Raw genomic sequence first — 17,807 nt, forward strand, 5'->3', positions numbered from 1 at the left:
GCATGTCCACGCTCTTCTACCGCTATGGCCGCCTGACCATCCTGGCGGTCTTCCTGCTGACGATTGCAGGAGTTGGTGCTCTGTTCACGCTCGGCCGTCAGGAAGACCCAAGCCTCACCGAACGCTTTGGCGTAGTGGTTACGCTCTTCCCCGGCGCGTCGGCAGAACGGGTTGAAGCCCTGATCACCGATCCGATTGAGGATTCGATCCGCGAATTACCGGAAATTGATAGCCTAATCTCAACTTCGCGGTCCGGCGTCTCTTTGATCAACATCAATATCCGCGAAGACATCAGCCCAGCCGAGGTGGAACAAACCTGGACGCAGATTCGCGAGCAGGTCGACGCAGTTCGGCCCTTCCTGCCTGCAGAATCCGGTGCACCGGATGTACAGCGGCAATACATCGGCGCGGCGACCATGATCGTCTCGCTCAGCTGGAGCGCCGAGGGCGAGCCCAACCTGGCAATTCTGGCCCGGATGGCACGCGATCTTGAAGACCGGTTGCGCAATATCAACGGCACAGAAGAAACCGATGTCTACGGTCTGACCGATGAAGAAATTCGTGTTCTCGCCGATCCAGATGCGCTTGCAGCATTGGGACTGACTGTTGGCGATTTGGCCGGCCTGGTGGCCAGCGCGGATGCTAAGACCCCGGCGGGAGAATTGCGCGCTGCGGATGTCAGCCTGAATGTCGAGATCGGCGGAGAGTTTGAAACGCTCGATCGGATCCGGTCCGTGCCTGTTGTTGAGACTGTCGATGGTGAATTCGTTCGCCTCGGCGATATTGCCGAGATTGAACGGGGTGTGCGCAATCCGGAATCGGCCATGGCCTATTTTAACGGCGACCGGACCGTGTTCGTCGCCGGGTTCCTGCAGCCGGAATTGCGCGTGGATGTCTGGTCAGACCGGGCGCGTGATGTCATCGCCGGTTTTGCCGCTGAGAACCCGTCAATCGGCGTCGATATCGTCTTTGCCCAATCTGATTATGTGGAATCACGCCTGAACGGGCTGTCGGTCAATCTGGGCTATTCCGCGCTGATCGTGTTCGGCGTTCTCTTCCTGCTGATGGGCTGGCGTGCGGCGATCATTGTCGGCTCGGCCTTGCCGCTCACGGTCCTGTTCGTGCTCCTCCTGATGCGGGTTTATGATGAACCCTTGCACCAGATGTCGGTCACTGGTCTGGTTGTCGCACTGGGGCTGTTGATCGATAACGCCATTGTTGTGGTCGATGACTATCAGCTTGAGCGATCTAAAGGCCTGCCACCGCTCGATGCCATTGATAAAACGCTCAAGCACCTGTTTGGCCCCCTTCTGGCCTCTACACTGACCACGATTTTCGCTTTCGCACCGATTGCGTTGATGCCGGGTGCCGCCGGTGAATTCATCGGCATGATCGGCGTGTCGGTGATCTTCGCTGTGGCCTCCTCTTTCATTCTGGCGATGACTGTAGTTCCGGCATTTGCTGGCCGTTTTGATCACAACAGCTATGCCGAAGGTCGGCATTCCATTCTGCGGGATGGATTGCGCTTCAAGCCGTTGGAATACCTGTATCGCGGTATACTCAAAGCGATCTCGAAAAGCCCCTGGATTGGCTTGGTCGCTGGGGTAATCCTTCCGGTTGCGGGGTTCGCAGCGGCAACCACGCTGCCCATGCAGTTCTTTCCCCCCACCGATCGCGACATGTTCCAGGTGGAGATGGTCTTGCCGACCAACACCTCCATCATGGAGACCGAGCGCCAGGTCTTGCGTGCTACGGAATTGATCGAAGCCTATGACGGCGTGATTGATATAGGCTGGACCATCGGGGAGAGCCCACCGCGTACCTATTACAATGTGATCGGCAATGAAAGCTCGGCCCCTTATCTGGCAGCCGGCTGGGTGCGCACGGCGTCACCGCAAGTGACCGCCGAGCTCTTGCCGCAATTGCAGGCCGACATGATCGCGGCCTTCCCGCAAGCGCGCTTCCTGACCTTGCCCTTTGAGCAAGGCCCGCCCACAGCTGCACCCATTGAGTTGAAAATTTTTGGTCCGGACCTCGCCACTCTAGATGATCTGGGAGATCAGATCCGTCAGGTGCTGGCGCGCACGCCCGGTATTACCACCACGGTCGCCGGCATGCGCATGGGTGAACCGGTGGCGCGGGTGAATATCGATGAAGCCGCAGCTGAGCTGGCCGGTATTCGCCTGGATGATCTGGCCGGTCGGCTTCGCGCAGATTTCGACGGCGTACCCGGTGGCAGCATTCTCGAAGGCGTGGAAGAAATGCCGGTGCGTGTTGTGGCCGCAGGTAATCGCCGTGAGAGCGTCAGCGATCTGGCGTCCGCACCGCTACGGGCGACACCGGAAAGCGGCATTCTGTCGGCGCCGGTTGCGGCCTTCGGCGATGTGGGTCTGTCCCCGGAAGTCGCTTCTATCCGCCGACAGGATGGCGACCGGATGAATCCGATTTATGCCTTCGTGGAGCCTTTCGTGCTGCCCGCGCCGGTATTGGAAGACTTCATGAGCCAGTTGGAAGCGGAAGGTATTGAACTCCCCGCTGGCTACCGGATCGAAATCGGCGGCGAAGCCGAAGCGCGCGGCGATGCGATGGGCAATCTGTTTGCCACAGCGGTCCCGCTCTTAATCCTGATGATCGGGTCCGTCGTGCTGGCCTTCAATTCCTTCCGGTTTGCCGGCGTTGTGTTCGTTGTCGGCTTCCTGTCGGTGGGTCTCGCCATGTTCGGTGTCTGGATGTTCGGAACACCGCTGGGCTTTAACGCCATTGTCGGCGCGATGGGTCTGGTCGGACTGTCGATCAATGGCACGATCGTGGTGCTCTCGGCGCTGAAGGCAGAGCCCGCTGCGCGAGCGCTCGACATGGCGGTGATCGAAGACACGGTCGTGGACGCCACTCGCCACATCATCTCCACCACGCTCACCACGATTGGCGGATTTACGCCGCTGATCCTGGCAGGTGACAGCTTCTGGTTGCCCTTTGCGGCGGCGGTCGCAGGCGGGGTGGCCGGATCGGCCATTCTTGCGCTGTTCTTTGCACCTGCGGCCTTCATCATCCTGACAAAGGCCCGCCAGAAACGCCGTGACTTTCAGGACCGCCTGAAACGCCGGGCCAAACGCGGTGCCTTGATGCAGCCTGCCGAATAGGGCCAAGTCCTGCTGTTGCAGGAGGCAATACATGATCAAGCGCGCCGGATGGCAGGTCGATGACCCGGAAACGGTGTTTGAAAACCCGTGGATGACGGTACGCCGCTGGGTGGGAAGCCGACCGGATGGTAATCCCGGTGAATATGGTGTGATGTCGCCCAAGGCTTTTGCGATTGGCGTTATCCCAGTCTTCACCGATGGCACTATCATGTTGGTGGGGCAGCCGCGTTTTGCATTGGATAATTACAGCTGGGAGATTCCCGAAGGCGGCAGTCCGAAATCGGCTCCCCCCATTGAAGGCGCCAAGCGAGAGTTGAAAGAAGAAACCGGTCTGACGGCCAAAAACTGGAACGAAATCATGCAGGCGGAAGTCTCCAACTCGCTGACAGATGAAGAAGCGTTCGGGTATCTTGCCTGGGATCTGACGCAAGGAATACAGGAACTGGACGGCACCGAAGAGATCGAGTTACGCCGCGAACCTTTTCTGAAAGCGGTGGAAATGGCGGTCTCCGGAGAGATCCGCGACCTCTTCTCGGTAGCGATGATCCTAAAGGCGCACTACATGGCGCTTAACGGTGCATTGGACGCTAACCTGTCCGCTGCACTTTTAGACAGAAAGAGCTAGCCATGGCCGCTGATCAGCCGACCCCCATAAGGTCCGAAATGGAGGCGGTCTGGTCGCGCTTGCGCGTGGATGCGGCTCAGGCTGCGGCGGAGGAACCGATCCTCGGGAGTTTCCTGAACGCCGCGATTTTGCGTCACGAGAGTTTTGCTGACGCGCTTGCCTATCGGCTGGCGTCGAAACTGGCCGACGCACAGCTGGACGCCATGCTGGCGCGGGATGTGGTCGAAGAAGCCATTGCCGCTGAACCATCCATCGCAACCAAAGCGGCCGCCGACATCATTGCCGTTGAGGAGCGCGATCCGGCCTGCCAGACCTATCTCCAGCCCTTTCTTTATTACAAAGGCTATCTGGCACTGCAGGGTTATCGCATTGCCCATTGGTTATGGAGTGAAGGGCGAGAGACATTTGCCTTCCATCTACAGAGCCGGATCTCCGAACGCTTTGGCGTAGATATCCACCCCGCCGCCCGGATGGGGCAGGGGATCATGATGGATCACGCCACCTCTATCGTTATCGGGGAGACGGCCGTGGTCGGGGATAATGTCTCCATGCTGCACTCGGTCACGCTGGGCGGAACTGGGAAGGCGGATACGGATCGCCACCCCAAGATTGGTTCTGGCGTGTTGATCGGCGCAGGCGCGAAAGTGCTGGGTAATATCAAGGTCGGCGAAGAAGCACGCATCGCCGCTGGCTCTGTCGTGCTTGAAGATGTGCCGGCGCATTGCACGGTTGCCGGCATCCCGGCCAAAGCGGTCGGCGGGCCGTGCGCGGAACCCGCCAAGAGCATGGACCAGACCTTTGGCGGAGATGACTGAGGCAAGGCTTGCCTTGCAAGCCGCTCTGGCTATGGTCCGCACCAGATTCATCCCCCCGAATGAGAACGCATTAGAGGAATAAACACGTGGCAGATGTCGTAACCGCAGAAGAAGCCCAGAAGCTCCAATCCTTCCTGCAAGGCAAGCTGAACCCTGGCCTGGTGGTCCAGCGTCGCCAGCGCGCCGATGAGTGCGCCGAGATCTATCTCGATCAGGAGTGTCTGGGCGTGGTCCAGAAGATAGTGGATGAGGGCGAAACCAGCTTTTCTTTCGAGATCACCATTCTCGATATCGATCTGGAAGAAGTTTGAGCGAAACCTCCCCGCTCGTCCTTCAGATTGAAGGACTGACCAAGCGCTATCCCGGCGGCGTTATTGCCGCTGACGCTGTGAATTTAAGCGTTTCCGCCGGAGAACTCGTCGCCATTGTCGGCGAGTCCGGTTCCGGCAAAACCACCACGCTGAAAGCCATCAACCGGCTGATAGACCCCAGCGACGGCATTGTCCGATTTCAGGGCCGCGATGTTATGGCCTTGCAAGCCCATGATCTGCGCCGGGAGATTGGCTGGGTCATGCAGGGTGATGGCCTGTTTCCGCATCTCAGTGCGGCCCAGAATATTGCCATCACGCCAAGACTTCTGGGGTGGGACGCCACCCGGATCGCGTCGCGCGTTGATGAGTTGCTGACCCTTGTCCGGCTGGACCCGGCAGACTTCCGTGATCGCTTGCCGCATCAAATGTCTGGCGGGCAGAGACAGCGTATTGCGATTGCGCGCGCGCTCGCCGCTGAACCCCCGCTGATGTTGCTGGATGAAGCCTTCTCGGCGCTGGACCCGGTGACGCGCGCTGGCCTGCAGGAAGATTTCATCGCGCTCCAGAAAGACCTGAACTTCGCTGCCGTGATGGTCACCCATGATATGGCCGAAGCTCTGCTTCTGGCAGATCGAATACTGGTGATGAAGGACGGAAAGGTGTTGCAGACCGGAACAGCGTCCGATCTCGTTAATCGGCCCGCGGAGCCGTATGTCACGGAATTACTGGCGGCGCCCGCCAAACAGGCGAAAGCCGTTGCGGCGTTGGAGGCAGGCGCATGAGCGAGCAACTCGCCGAAGCCTTCGCGGTCCTGCCGCAATTTTTAAGCGGCCATATGCGCCTTTCGATGGCCGCGATTATCTGTGCCGTGTTGATCAGCCTGCCGCTGGGCGTGCTGGCGGCGAAACGCGAATGGCTGGCCGGGCCGGCGCTAGGCTTTGCCGGGCTGATGCAGACCATTCCAGGCCTGGCGCTGTTGGCGCTGATGGTGCCGCTTCTGGGCGGAACGATTGGCTTTGCCCCGGCCTTTGTGGCGCTCACGCTCTATGGCGTGCTGCCGGTCTTGCGAAACACGATTGTTGGCCTGCAAGGCGTTGATCCGGTCGTGCGTGAAGCCGCGCGCGGCGTGGGCATGACGCCCCGCCAGAGCCTGATGGAAGTCGAGTTGCCACTGGCCCTTCCGATGATCGTCGCGGGTATCCGCACAGCGGTTGTCTGGGTAGTCGGGGCCGCGGTGCTCGCCACGCCCGTCGGCGCGTCCAGCCTGGGCAATTATATCTTTGCTGGCCTTCAAACCCGCAACTGGACGGCGGTGCTGTTTGGCTGTGTCGTCTCAGCGCTGTTGGCCATTGCGCTGGACCAGATTGTGCGCGGCTATGAGATCGCGGCGCGTAGACGCAAGCGCGGCATGGCGCTGGTCTCCACATTGGCAGCGGTCGTCTTGATCGGCGGAGCTTTGGTGCCTGGCCTGATGGCGCGGTCCAGCTTTGCAGGCGGCGAAGGATCGCTGGCTGAAGCGCAAAGCATTGAGGGCCAACGTCTGGTCATCGCATCCAAACCCTTCACCGAGCAATACATCCTTGCCGCCCTGATCCAGCGTGTGCTGGAAGAGGAAGGTGCGGTTGTCGAACACCGAGAAGGGCTGGGCACGGCGGTCATTTTCGATGCGCTGATCAATGATGAGATCAATGTCTCAGTCGATTATTCCGGCACGCTTTGGACCAATACGCTGCGCCGGGAAGACATGATTGGCCGCTATCGCATGATGGCCGAGATCAACGCCTTCCTGCTGGCGGAATACGACATCTATTCGCCCGGCTCGCTTGGCTTTGAAAACGCCTATGGCTTTGCCATGAGCCGGAATGGCGCCACCAATATGGGCGTGACCTCGATTACCGATCTGGCCGGGCAGGGGGCGACGATTGGCGCGGACACCGTCTTCTTCACGCGGCCCGAATGGACTGGGACACGCGAAGCCTATGGCTTACAGGATGCCGACCCGCGCCCCATGGATTCCACTTTCATGTATGGCGCGGTGCGCGATGGAGAGGTGGATGTGATCACCGCCTACACCACGGATGGCCGCATTGCCGCCTATGATCTGGTGATCCTCGAAGACCCGCAGGGCGTTCTACCGCCCTATGACGCGATGCTGCTCCTCTCACCGGAAGCCGCGAGGAATGATGCGGTGGCTGCCGCGCTGGCGCCTCTGGTGAACGCGATCACGCCGGAGCTGATGCGCGAAGCCAATCGCCGCGTCGATCTGGAGGGACAGACGCCGGAACAGGCCGCGGAGTGGTTATGGGGGGAGGTTAGGTAGCCGACTAATTCGGAGAAAAGAACAACTCGTCTACTCTGCATACTGCCAGCCGTACATTCGACGCTTCGCTGCCTTCGCAGGCCAGTTTATAGCAACGCCCAAGCACATCCAAAATGAAAGAGCGCTCGACATTTTCAGACGCCTCTATCGAGGCAATAAGCAACGAAATTCGACTGGCGTCTTTGGAATCAGCAATTTCAGGAAGCACTCCGGAGCTTATCCGGGTCATGTCCGACTCCGATTTTTTGCTCCGGATTCTGAATGCAGAGTTCTTCTTCAGCCAAGATTTATATTTGCTCTTTCTCCATGAAGGGCCGTTAAGTTCGTCTATCAGCTTGTTGGCTTGTGCAGCAGAAAGACCTGCGGCTGAAATGAAGTAATGAAGCGGTAGACGCTCACCCTGGCTGGATTCGATTGCGTATCTGATTGCCAGCCTAGGATCGAACGGGGTTGTTTGAGTTAAGAATGCCTCGATCACGTCGTTTCTGTTGATAAGGCCGAGTTCGGTCGCCGACGGTGATGCCGTCTTTATGGCCTTCACATCTCCGACAAGCCTCAATGCAGCTGCACCGGAATTCTGCTCAAAGTCTCCCTCCCGCAAAAACTTGATCCGTTTTAATAGCTCTTCGTCAATAACAATCTGGCGCCGTGCATCTTCAAGTGATCCATTCTCGAGGTTGGCGATCATGGTGTTCTCTGGTCCAAGCTCGAGCACCTTTTCTATCATCGGGAGAATTTCGCTACGCGCAGTTTTATCGCGCGCGTCAAGAATTGCCCTTAAATCACTGTACTTTATTCGAGTTGTTTCTCCGGGGTAACGGTAGAAAATATCACCTTCTTTGATCTGGTCGCCGTCGTTTTTGACCGCGATAACTGGAGGGCTGGGATGCGGTTCAACGCCAATTACGCCGATCATTTTCTGTTCAATATCTAACTTAATCACCGTGAAGCTTGGGGTGGGGTCAAATGTGGACCGCAGCCGCATTGAGATCTCGGCTGGGTCCGTTTTTTCAAATGTATCGTTGTCCAAGCCAGCAACGACGTGACTATAGTCTTCACCGTTTGGGCCTTTGGTCCCTTTATCGTGGACGCCAAAAAAAATGTAACCGCCGCGATTGTTTGCGAGCCCCGCGACCGCGCGAAGCCATTTTGCAGCATGCTTCTTGTGGAAACTGAGTTTGCACTCATGCTCCGACGACTCGCCGACGCTTAGGGTAAGCAAACCTGATTTCCCTGTCCTGAATAAATCACGAAGCTTTTGCTCCTCGGTGATGGCTTCGCTTGCAGTTGAATCTCTGGGGACAACAATGGCTTTAGGGCCTTCGGCGGACCCAAAGGTTGCGACAAACTCGAACAACACCTCGTCGCTTGCAGGTTCGATACTATCGGAGTTTGCGTAAGAACCGTTGCGAATCCCGGTAATTCGTCCGCTGTTGACGGCGCGATCTGGGCGATTGAAAAAAAACTGTATGTCCTTGTTTCGCATGCCGCGGGACAGCATGGTTTTGATGAGTGCTATTTCCTCATCTGTGATACTTTTTCTTGGCATGTGAACTTCACAACGGCAGCATTTCAAGCCTAGGTTTACAGAGATACTTCGAATTCGCCTAACAAAAAACCGGCGGGGTTATCCCCGCCGGTTTCATTGCGTTTAGAGTGCCGCTGAAGTCCTAGAGCACATCCAGCATGGAGGCGACGAGCGGGTGGCGGACAATGTCTTCCGCTTTCAGGCGGATAACGCCGATGTCCGGCACATTTTCCAGCTTCTCCGAGATGTCCTGCAGGCCGGACATTTCCGGCAGGAGGTCGGTCTGGGCCGGGTCTCCGGTGACCACCATGGTCGAGTGCCAGCCCAGCCGCGTCAGCAGCATTTTCAGCTGACCATAGGTGCAGTTCTGGGCCTCATCGACGACGACAAAGGCATTGTTCAGCGTGCGCCCGCGCATATAGCCGATGGGCGCAATCTCGATCAGGCCTTCCGCCATCAGCGCTTTCAGGCGCTTCGGCGAGAGACGATCCGATAGCGCGTCGTAGAGGGGACGCAGATAAGGGGCGAGTTTTTCTTCCATCGCGCCGGGCAGGAAGCCGATGCTTTCCCCGGCTTCAACGGCGGGGCGGGAGAGGACGATGCGCGAGACATCGCCTTTTTCAAGCTGTTCAACGGCCTTGGCGACGGCGAGATAGGTCTTGCCGGTACCGGCCGGCCCGAGCGCCATGACCATGGAATTCTGGTCGATGGCTTTCATAAGATTGGCTTGCCCTTCCGAGCGGGGTTTGACGTTCTTTACATAACGCTGATCGCGCATTGGCTCCTTTTCATCGGGTGACCAATTTGTGCCCGGAAAAAGCGCCCGCACCTTGGCTTGTTCGTCCTGGTAGTGACCGGAATTGAACTCGCCAGAGGATTGACGGCGCTTAGCGGAACGTTTCGCCATGGAAGGGCTCTCCTGAAACTAAAAAACCCTCACCGAAGGGCGAGGGCTGTTGACTGACACAAGATGAGAGGTGCGCGAAGGAAGGGGCGGAGTCACTCCGGCTGTGTGCCGGGATGTCAGGCCTGTGAGTGCGTCCATTTCGCACGAGGGCCACTCGCCTCCTCTTCGAAGCGCCTGCAATCCAACGGAAGTGTCGAATCGCAAACGCAGTATCAGTCTAGTATGGTGAACAAACCTTAATCGCCCCCGTCGCATATCTTTCATCCAGCCCCGTGTCCGGAGAGCCACATGCCGATTTATTCCCTTGACGACCACACGCCGAATCTACCCGAGAACGGCAATTATTGGGTGGCCCCCGGCGCGCATGTCATTGGGCGGGTCACGATGCTGGAGAATGCAAGCGTCTGGTATAATGCGGTGGTGCGCGGCGATGTGGATGACATCACCATTGGTGAGGATACCAACATTCAGGATAATTCCGTTCTGCACACCGACCATGGCTATCCCATGGTGATCGGGAAAGGCGTGACCGTTGGCCACCGTGTTATGCTGCATGGCTGTACGATTGGCGATTATTCCCTGATCGGGATTGGCGCGACGCTGCTGAACGGTGTGAAGATTGGCAGCAATTGCATTATCGGGGCGCACACCCTTTTGCCCGAGGGCAAGGAAATTCCGGATAACTCACTGGTGGTTGGATCTCCGGGCAAGGTGATGCGCACGCTTGAGCCGGACATGTTCGAGATCTTGAAGGCCTCAGCCGATCATTATGTCGGAAACTGGAAGCGCCACCAAAAAGGGCTCAAGCCCGTCTCGCTTTAGGACGCGTTGTCGTCTTGCGTTTCTGCTGGCGTTTCACCGCGCCAGAGCTCACGCACCTTGGCGTCGGTTTCTGTGGCAAAGTTGAACCAGGCCGACCGGTCGCGGCTGGCATCGACCACCATCAGCTTGTCATCGCGATCGAGCAGGTGTGACAGATCATTGCGCAACACGGACGCAGTCGTTCGCGCCCGCACCATCCAGACGCCCGGGACAATATCTACCGTCTCGCCATAGCGGGCCAGGACTGACCCGACGGCCTCGCTAGCGTCTTCATTTACCTGAGTGATAACAAGAAGATTGGCCGGATTTTCAGTCGCGGTTTCAGCAATGCGGGACTCACGGTTTTCCGTGATCCAGCTGGCGAGGATTTCAACGTCGGACGCCGGCTTCCAGTCGCCATCGCCCTGAACGCTGACCTGCGTGTAATCCGCGACCCGGCCTTCGCTGATATAGCCGCGCATTTGTGGAGAGGTGTACGGGCCATAAATCCGCCCATCCACTTTCACAAACCACGTTCTTGCCTGACCGGCATCCACACTCATCACACGCGCCATTCTGATACGTTACACCTAGCTTCTTGCGTCTATCCGGCAAGATTGAGGCCAAGCGTGTTACTTAGGCTGCATTAGCACTTTCGCCTGAAGGCGGCATGAATGCGACGGCAAATCCACCTTCCCAAATCCGGGCGACATGGCCTTTCATCTCGCCCACGCGGACTTCTTCTCCAATCCGAGGGCGCTCAAGGCAAGAAAAGGCTGCACCCGAGATCGAGACATCAACCACATCGGCTTCGATCGACAGCCCATCTGCGAAATGTAATCTGGCACGGCCCTTACCTTGTTTACGCGGGGCGGCGCGGTCTTCTTCAAGACCTAGGCGTTCCATATTGAACCGCCAGGTGATGGCATCGGCCAGCCGGTCGCGTTTTCGCTGGCGGGCAGAGAATTGCAAAGAAAACCAGTTGCTTCCTTTTCGCAAAACGCGGCCTTCCAGCCGGCCAAGCCCGTCAATTTGCAGAACGATCTGATCTTCCGGCATGGGCGGTGTTTTGGACATCACTTTTGCTCCGCCCGGAGAGACGTCGATTAGGCGGCATTTATGTTCGGTGCCTAAGGAATCCAGAAAGCGGCCATAGAGCTGCAATTCCACGCGCTTGTGTTTGCGCCGGTCCTCTGCGCCGCGGGCAGCAACCCGGATCTTCCTCCGGTCCAGACGAGTGAACGTATCAGCCATCGCACCAAGATTGACGCGGATCGGTTAAAAAGAATTTGCCGGATTAGCGGTCATTTGCAGCTTTGTTGAAACCAAAGACCGGAGCCGGCGGTTGCACCCAGCTTAGGTTTTTCGGCAGATGAAGCCGAATCAGGTCGTGCCGGACGATCGGACGCTGGGCAAAACGATCCGGTTTTTGCAAGGGCTGATAGAGACCTAGAAGCCGATCGACCTTGCCAGAGGCCGAAGCAATGGGCGTAACAACCAATTCCACTTCAAGCTTGTCGCCATTAAGCGAATGGGCGGTCAAATGAGCGCCGCCGGGTGCAGCGTTGGCCAGCACGGATTCCAATAAAAGACGGACCTGTTCGCGATCATAACCGCGCCAGAAACTGAGAAAATTCTGATCGCGCAATTCGCGTTGATGAAGTTCGCACAGCTTGGTACCCGCCAGGCGGAAAACATGATGGGACGCATCATGGCGTTGCAGCATGAACAGGTTGCCCAGCAAGTCCCGCAAATCGCTGGCAGCGATGTCTGCGCGGGCGGGCACGGCGTCGTCTCGGCGCCGGGAGTCCCAATAGGACATCAGGGTTCGGGCATGTGCATGCATCATGATAAGAGCTACGCCTTTTTCACTCGCTGTGCCGGGATTGGCCATTTTGGCAACCGAATTTCAATCCTTGGGCCATACGCTTCAAAAGAGAGTGGACGTTCGCCTGCGCGGAGAAATGCGTAAGCGATCGAATTCGCTCAGGAATTGAACCGGAGAACCGCCATGCGCGTGTCGCCTGTAAAAGCCTTGTTTCAAGCCGCAGTGTTGGCCCTTTTCGCTTCGTCAGCTGCAATTGCCGGCGCTCAGGTGAGCGGGGGATATGGCGGCGGCGGTCATGGCGGGGGCGGCGGTCATGGTGGCGGAGGTCACGGTCACGGCGGTGGTGGCCATGGAGGCTGCGGTGGCCATGGAGGTTATGGCGGCGGTGGTTGTGGCGGCGGAGGCGGGCACCGGATCCGGACACCGGACATTCGTATTTTTGGCCCCCGCATCAATATAGGCGTCAACGTCAATACCAATGTGAACGTCACGACAAATATCGACGCAAGCTCCACAGCGACCGCTACGGCAACGTCCGGCGCGACCGGAACTGGCGGCGGTGGCGGCAGTGGTGCAGGCGGCGGCGGAGGTGGTGGCGGTGCTACGATTATATCCCTCGGTGGTGGCGGGGGCAGTTTTTCTGCACCTCCTCCAGCAACGGCGATCAATGGATTGAACATCGCCGGTCTTGTTGAAGTCGAGATGGTGGAAGAAGAGCGCGTGCGTATTCTGGAAGAATGGCGTGTGATCCGCGCGGTCTGCATAGATGACCGCGGCACGCCTCATCCCGCTTCGCGCCCGGATCCTGGAGAGCGGGTGGAGGAGATTTTCGACGGAGAGCTATTCCGCTGCATGTCCGGCACCTTCATGCAGGTCACCATTGGCTGGCGGGTCGACGGACGGGATGTCTTTGATGACGCCTTCACGCTGGTCTGCAGCCAGGGAGAGGCCTTGCGCCATGAAAGCGGGGGGCGTGTCTTCTGTGCGACGCAGGAACCCCGGCGCAACTGTAATGAACGCTCGTTGCTTCGCCTACACGGGCCGGGCATCAAGCTGGTCTATATCCGCCGCGAAGAACGCTATACCGAAATGGTCGAGCGCCGCCGCGAGATCGTCTCAACCGCAGGCATGACGCTCATGCTGGATGGTGGCGTCGGCGGATACCGCTAGCCGAAAGCCAGCATTCTGCTCTGGAAAGAGGTAACGGGCTTTATTGCCCGCTGTTTTCATCGCGTGTCACGAAGGTAGCCGAGTTGCCTACCGCTGTTGCAGTCCCGGTTGTGCCCCAGCCCGTCAGATATTGAGACTGGAAGGTCGCGTTCACCTGACCGGAATTGGTCTGGTTGATCACGCCCTGATTGGTCGTATCCGGACAGAACTGACAGCCCCAGCTGGTCGTGGCATTGCCGAACGCAGCGGCCGAACCGATGACTTCGCCGCCAAACCCTCCATCAAAGCGGACAATTGCGCGGGAGTTGCCGGTATTGGTCTGGTCCAGCCCCAGGAAAGTATCAGTGCCCAGATTGGTCAGATGGGCAGAATTGCCAAGGCTTTCTGAGGACACCATGACCGTATCGACATCGAAATTACCGATATTGACGTTCGATTCGGCATCCGTATCGCCGCTGTTGTCCTGGCTTCCACGCGCTTCGCCATAGGCCCATTCGGTTGCGATATCGAGGCCATTGCCCTGCGCCTGAGTGGCGACGGTCGTAAACACACCGCCGCCGCCGGCATTCACACGCGAAGAGGCGCGGACGGTCCCGCGATTGGCCTGGTCGGTGGCAAGGATAACGGCGGATTCCCGCCCGTGTGAGCGGATCGCGTTGCCGGATGCCGATGCGGCTGTAGCCGAGAACTCGCCGAGCCCGGCTGTTCGGGCCTCAACCAGTGCCCTGGCTTCAACGCTTGCACCTGAGTCCTGGCTGATACCGCCAACAATCGAGCCATAATAGCCATTGGTATCGACCGCATTCGCGGCCGCCGAGGCGGCAGTAATATTGCCGACCGCATAGGAATCCAGCCTCAGCGTGGCACCCGAAAAGACGCTGGATCCATCAGCCGTGCTTTGAGAGAGCGACACATCGACATCACCATAGTGATCGAGCACGGCTGAATTGCCATAAGCAGTAGAGGCCGTCGTGGCCGTTCCATCTATGGCCACGCCATTGGTTTCTGCTGTTGCGGATACAAACCCGCCAAGCTCTTGCGTGCTCGTCACATCATGAGGCGAGGCGGTTTCAACATCGAGCTGATTGCCGACACCAGCTGCCGTCATATTTACATTACCGGTATGACCGACCACGACCTGACCATGCGCATTGACCTGCGCATTCAGATTGATCTGGCCATTCAGAACCTCAGTCGTATCTTCCGCGTAACCCGTTGCGCACAGCAGGGTCGCGGCGCTGGTGCCCGCGGTCAACGCTTTGGCGAATCTGGACATTGGAAGCTCCTGATCGGGAGGCATAGGACGTGCCGGGGTTGATGCCGCCGGCCGCGTTGGTCAGACCCAGAGGATCGTTAAAGGCGCACACGCTGCGCGCTTCGATGCCATAAAGGGTCGACGAAAATTCGAGGACGGCGCGTTCGATCAGGGACCGAACCGCCAATTGAATGGGCTCCAGCGAGCGCCCTCCGGTGGAAATGTCGATGACGGCATCACCCCAGAAAGAAAACACGCCGGCGCTAACTTCGCGGCCTATGATTTGTTTCTGATAGGAAATGACATCGACCACTTGCAGTGTCTCTGTATTTACGAGACGCAAGTCGATGGCGACATTCATCACATAAAGGCGGCCATTGAATACGCCGGTGGGATCGGAATCGATCCGATCACCCCCGAGGAAATCAATGCCTTGGGAGCGGATATTGTAATTGAGCTCCGTGACCCCACCGACAAGATGATAGTCTGACCCCGGAATGCTGCCAGCATAAATCAGACGGTGACCATCCTCTTCCGCGCTATCGCCAATCAGCCGATTGTTGGAGTAACGCATTTCAAGTTCAGCAACGGAGGTATCAAATCGCTCAACTAGATTGACGCCCGCTTTTGCAAACGCAGACATTGCCATCAATGAAGCGCCCTGCGTGATCGCGGGCCCGCCGCCTTCCGGATTGGCGGCTCCGGTGTAGTCCGAAATCCGGCCCACCGCGATAACTGGGGAATGCCGACCTTGTGAGCGCGCGGTACTGCCGAGGCAAACCAGAGCTTCAGAATAGGGTGTTGGATTCGGTGTGACCGGAGCATTGCCAATCGGATTGGCATAACGCCCGTCAAACCCGGAATTGGGCGTGACGGCGCACCCGGCAACCGCCAAGGCAGATGTTGCAGCAATAAGGAGCTGCTTAATTGCCATTCTCATCGTCCTCGCCACCCCCGGCATTGGACACTGCGGTCACATTGCCGTTGTTGGTCTGTGTCGAATTCACGATCACGGTGTTGTAGTTGCCGCTGACCACGACGTTCAGCTGGTTGCCGACCGCCAGAGCGCTGGAATTATGCCCGCTGGACGCCATGCCGGTCTGGCCGGTATTGGTCGAATTCGTCGGCGCATTCCCGACCGCGCCAACTCCGTTCATTTGCGCTTGAACGCCAACACCGGTTTGCAGAACGCCGTTGACCACCACGCGGTTGCCATTGGCATCGCGGGTTCCCGCCCGGTAGGGCTGATTCGTCTGGGCCGGGCTGGTGCCCCAGGGGCGCTGGAAATCTCCGGCATTTTGAGCCAGTGCGGGGGTCGTGCAGAATGCAGCAATCGCGCTAGCAACCAGGATGGCAGGGCGGCGCATGGTCTGTCCTTTCCTGCGCAACTGTGCGGCAGCTGCGCCTTGCGATGAACCAGATGAACCGCCACTTTCATCGCAATGCGACGGTATCATCTGTTAACTCTGCTCGAAAAATTAGAACCGACCGGCAAACAAGAGATTAAGGATAATGAGAAATGCGGCCTGCCCGCCAGCCCATCTTCAATAATGTCCCGCCGGTGCCGTTGGCGCTTGCCGTCAGCTTTGTAGCGGTCTTCGCGATTGGTGCTTTGGTTCCAGATTTGAACCGGCAATTTTTCCAGATCGGCGCAGTTGTCCCTGCTCTTGGTCTGCAGCACCCCAGCCCGCTTGGGCCCTGGTCGCCTTACATCTTCCACGTCTTCCTGCATGGTGGGATCATGCATCTGGTCTTCAATTCGATGGCCATGCTGACATTCGGGGCAGGGGCCTTTCGTCCATTTGGTGGCCGTCTGCCCGGAATTTCAGGTTTTCTCTTGTTCTTCCTTGTCTGCTCCATCGCGGGTGCCGGCTTTCAAGTGCTGGTCGCCCCGGACTCGATGACGCCCATGATCGGGGCCTCGACCGGAGTTTCTGGATTGTTGGCGGCTGCGGGTTGGGCCGAAGGCGGCTATCGCGGCATGTTGCGCTATGCGGTGCCTTGGGCAGGCTTCAATATCCTGCTCTTCTTGCTGGGCCCGCTCTTCCCGATTCCCATCTCGTGGGCCGGACATCTGGGCGGGTTGATTGCCGGCGCATTGCTGTTCCCGGTCTTCGTCGTGCTGTTCGGAGCAAGACGGCGAGCTTAAAGAAGTGTCTCGAGATGGCGTTCGCCCTCGATTTCGATTCCCCGGATCAGAGCCCGTCCGCCGCGATCAATTGAAACGATCAAGCGCAAGCTGTCGCGGTCATCGCGCTGGCGTTGCTCAAGCGCTTGTGCGGTTTCTTCATCGGCATAATAGCGCTCCAGATTATAGCGGACGCGAACGCTTTCATTCCAGCCGCGTTCGACCTTGCCATTTATATAGAGGCCGTTTTCCGGGCGTTCGCGATGGATGGAGACTGCGGTCCAGCCGTCTTCCGGGCTGCCGTCGACGACCACATAAATGTCATCGCCGGCATCAAATTCATCCTCGCCTTCCAATGCCTGCGGATCCAGCAGATGCAGAGGCGTGCTGATGATCACGTAATAGCCCGCGAGAATATCTCTTGGGTCCACAGGTTCGAGATCCAGAATGATCTCGGTACCAGAGAAGCGGCGGGCATGATGATTGACGACCATCGCCACCAGAAAGACCGACATCGCAGCGGCTACCAGAATAAGCCTGAGCATGAGACTCATGAGGCCTCTCCTGTCTTGTTTGAAAGGCGCGATTGCATTCGGATCACCACAGTAGACAAGCCGAACAGCAAAAGCCCGCCAATCAGGAAGAAGAGCGAAGTGTCGAGCAAATCGCCAAACGTCTCCGCATAGACGTAAAGTGTCTGCGCGATAAAGAGCGCGATCCCGACCCCGCCGGTAAAGCGACGGCCTTCGCGCGAACCATAGAGAATCAGCGCCACGGCCAGCGCAAACAGGCAGGCCCCCACAAAGACTCGTAACAACAACACCGCTTCACCGCCCAATAATCCGGCCAGAGACGGCAAGAGCAGGGCGAGCCCGCCCGCTGCGGCTGCGGGGATGGCAAGCGTCCGGCTTTCCGGCCGGGACAGGAAGCGCCAGATGATCGCGGCTGCCAAAAGTCCACCAAAAACAAGCGCGAGTAA

General features: G+C 58.2%; 19 protein-coding genes (1 of these 19 only partly in view). 9 read left to right on the forward strand and 10 right to left on the reverse strand.

Annotation, left to right across the window (positions count from 1 at the left end; translation table 11 throughout):
* Positions 1–2 precede the first annotated feature (2 nt).
* The 6 genes from ACO079_RS01190 to ACO079_RS01215 all read left to right on the forward strand — a co-directional run bounded on the left by ACO079_RS01190 (position 3) and on the right by ACO079_RS01215 (position 7,211).
* Positions 3–3,140 carry an efflux RND transporter permease subunit gene (locus ACO079_RS01190; RefSeq protein WP_421791195.1) on the forward strand — a complete coding sequence of 1,046 codons (3,138 nt, stop codon included), beginning with the start codon at positions 3–5 and terminating at the stop codon, positions 3,138–3,140.
* Between the two features lie 31 nt (positions 3,141–3,171).
* Positions 3,172–3,765: an NUDIX domain-containing protein gene (locus ACO079_RS01195; protein ID WP_421791197.1), complete on the forward strand. Its 594-nt coding sequence runs from the start codon at positions 3,172–3,174 to the stop codon at positions 3,763–3,765.
* 2 nt (positions 3,766–3,767) lie between these two features.
* Positions 3,768–4,580 carry a serine O-acetyltransferase gene (gene cysE / locus ACO079_RS01200; protein WP_421791199.1) on the forward strand — a complete coding sequence of 271 codons (813 nt, stop codon included), beginning with the start codon at positions 3,768–3,770 and terminating at the stop codon, positions 4,578–4,580.
* Between the two features lie 86 nt (positions 4,581–4,666).
* Positions 4,667–4,891: a DUF3126 family protein gene (locus tag ACO079_RS01205; protein WP_421791201.1), complete on the forward strand. Its 225-nt coding sequence runs from the start codon at positions 4,667–4,669 to the stop codon at positions 4,889–4,891.
* Positions 4,888–5,673 (forward strand): ATP-binding cassette domain-containing protein, encoded by a 786-nt coding sequence (locus ACO079_RS01210; protein ID WP_421791202.1) that lies wholly within the window; start codon positions 4,888–4,890, stop codon positions 5,671–5,673. Before ACO079_RS01205 ends, ACO079_RS01210 begins: the two co-directional genes overlap by 4 nt.
* On the forward strand, positions 5,670–7,211 hold the full coding sequence (locus ACO079_RS01215; RefSeq protein ID WP_421791203.1) for an ABC transporter permease/substrate-binding protein: 1,542 nt from the start codon (positions 5,670–5,672) through the stop codon (positions 7,209–7,211). The genes ACO079_RS01210 and ACO079_RS01215 overlap by 4 nt, the downstream gene beginning before the upstream one ends.
* Positions 7,212–7,215: 4 nt before the next feature.
* Here the strand turns inward: ACO079_RS01215 and ACO079_RS01220 are convergent, their stop codons facing one another.
* Together ACO079_RS01220 and ACO079_RS01225 are read right to left on the reverse strand one after the other, a co-directional pair.
* Complete coding sequence (locus ACO079_RS01220) at positions 7,216–8,760, reverse strand: helix-turn-helix domain-containing protein (RefSeq protein ID WP_421791205.1); 1,545 nt, start codon at positions 8,758–8,760, stop codon at positions 7,216–7,218.
* A 121-nt stretch (positions 8,761–8,881) separates the two neighbouring features.
* Positions 8,882–9,646, reverse strand: coding sequence for a PhoH family protein (locus tag ACO079_RS01225; RefSeq protein WP_421791206.1), 765 nt, complete (start codon positions 9,644–9,646; stop codon positions 8,882–8,884).
* Between the two features lie 288 nt (positions 9,647–9,934).
* On the opposite strand from ACO079_RS01225, the gene ACO079_RS01230 reads away from it, so the two are divergent.
* The gene (locus tag ACO079_RS01230) at positions 9,935–10,468 is read left to right on the forward strand and encodes a gamma carbonic anhydrase family protein (RefSeq protein WP_421791208.1); all 534 of its coding nucleotides are present in this window, start codon (positions 9,935–9,937) and stop codon (positions 10,466–10,468) included.
* On the opposite strand, the gene ACO079_RS01235 is transcribed toward ACO079_RS01230, so the two are convergent.
* The 3 genes from ACO079_RS01235 to ACO079_RS01245 form a co-directional block, all read right to left on the reverse strand.
* Positions 10,465–11,010, reverse strand: a complete 546-nt coding sequence (locus ACO079_RS01235; RefSeq protein WP_421791210.1) for a DUF4339 domain-containing protein — start codon at positions 11,008–11,010, stop codon at positions 10,465–10,467. The two genes, ACO079_RS01230 and ACO079_RS01235, sit on opposite strands and share 4 nt — an antisense overlap.
* 73 nt (positions 11,011–11,083) lie before the next feature.
* Positions 11,084–11,701, reverse strand: a complete 618-nt coding sequence (locus tag ACO079_RS01240; RefSeq protein WP_421791212.1) for a PilZ domain-containing protein — start codon at positions 11,699–11,701, stop codon at positions 11,084–11,086.
* Between the two features lie 43 nt (positions 11,702–11,744).
* A complete protein-coding gene (locus ACO079_RS01245) occupies positions 11,745–12,296 on the reverse strand; it encodes a PAS domain-containing protein (RefSeq protein ID WP_421791213.1) in 552 nt (183 codons plus the stop codon).
* Positions 12,297–12,458: 162 nt separating this feature from the next.
* Here ACO079_RS01245 and ACO079_RS01250 point away from each other — a divergent pair, with 162 nt between their 5' ends.
* Positions 12,459–13,445: a hypothetical protein gene (locus ACO079_RS01250; protein WP_421791214.1), complete on the forward strand. Its 987-nt coding sequence runs from the start codon at positions 12,459–12,461 to the stop codon at positions 13,443–13,445.
* A 40-nt stretch (positions 13,446–13,485) separates the two neighbouring features.
* Here ACO079_RS01250 and hfaD read toward each other — a convergent pair whose 3' ends face one another.
* The 3 genes from hfaD to hfaA are packed head-to-tail and all read right to left on the reverse strand — an operon-like array spanning position 13,486 to position 16,067.
* On the reverse strand, positions 13,486–14,721 hold the full coding sequence (hfaD, locus tag ACO079_RS01255) for a holdfast anchor protein HfaD (protein WP_421791216.1): 1,236 nt from the start codon (positions 14,719–14,721) through the stop codon (positions 13,486–13,488).
* Complete coding sequence (gene hfaB / locus ACO079_RS01260) at positions 14,636–15,634, reverse strand: holdfast anchoring protein HfaB (protein WP_421791218.1); 999 nt, start codon at positions 15,632–15,634, stop codon at positions 14,636–14,638. The genes hfaD and hfaB overlap by 86 nt, the downstream gene beginning before the upstream one ends.
* On the reverse strand, positions 15,624–16,067 hold the full coding sequence (hfaA, locus tag ACO079_RS01265; protein ID WP_421791219.1) for a holdfast anchoring protein HfaA: 444 nt from the start codon (positions 16,065–16,067) through the stop codon (positions 15,624–15,626). The genes hfaB and hfaA overlap by 11 nt, the downstream gene beginning before the upstream one ends.
* Before the next feature lie 152 nt (positions 16,068–16,219).
* On the opposite strand from hfaA, the gene ACO079_RS01270 reads away from it, so the two are divergent.
* Positions 16,220–16,849, forward strand: a complete 630-nt coding sequence (locus ACO079_RS01270) for a rhomboid family intramembrane serine protease (protein WP_421791221.1) — start codon at positions 16,220–16,222, stop codon at positions 16,847–16,849.
* Here ACO079_RS01270 and ACO079_RS01275 read toward each other — a convergent pair.
* The gene (locus tag ACO079_RS01275) at positions 16,846–17,382 is read right to left on the reverse strand and encodes a GDYXXLXY domain-containing protein (RefSeq protein ID WP_421791222.1); all 537 of its coding nucleotides are present in this window, start codon (positions 17,380–17,382) and stop codon (positions 16,846–16,848) included. The genes ACO079_RS01270 and ACO079_RS01275 overlap by 4 nt on opposite strands.
* Positions 17,379–17,807, reverse strand: the 3' end of a protein-coding gene (locus ACO079_RS01280) for a DUF2157 domain-containing protein (RefSeq protein ID WP_421791223.1). Its footprint extends 933 nt past the window's final position; 429 of the gene's 1,362 nt are visible here — the last part of the coding sequence; the start codon falls outside the window, past its right edge; the stop codon is at positions 17,379–17,381. Before ACO079_RS01280 ends, ACO079_RS01275 begins: the two co-directional genes overlap by 4 nt.

Origin of the sequence: Hyphobacterium sp., from assembly GCF_965228115.1 — a bacterium.
Classification (GTDB): Bacteria; Pseudomonadota; Alphaproteobacteria; order Caulobacterales; family Maricaulaceae; genus Hyphobacterium.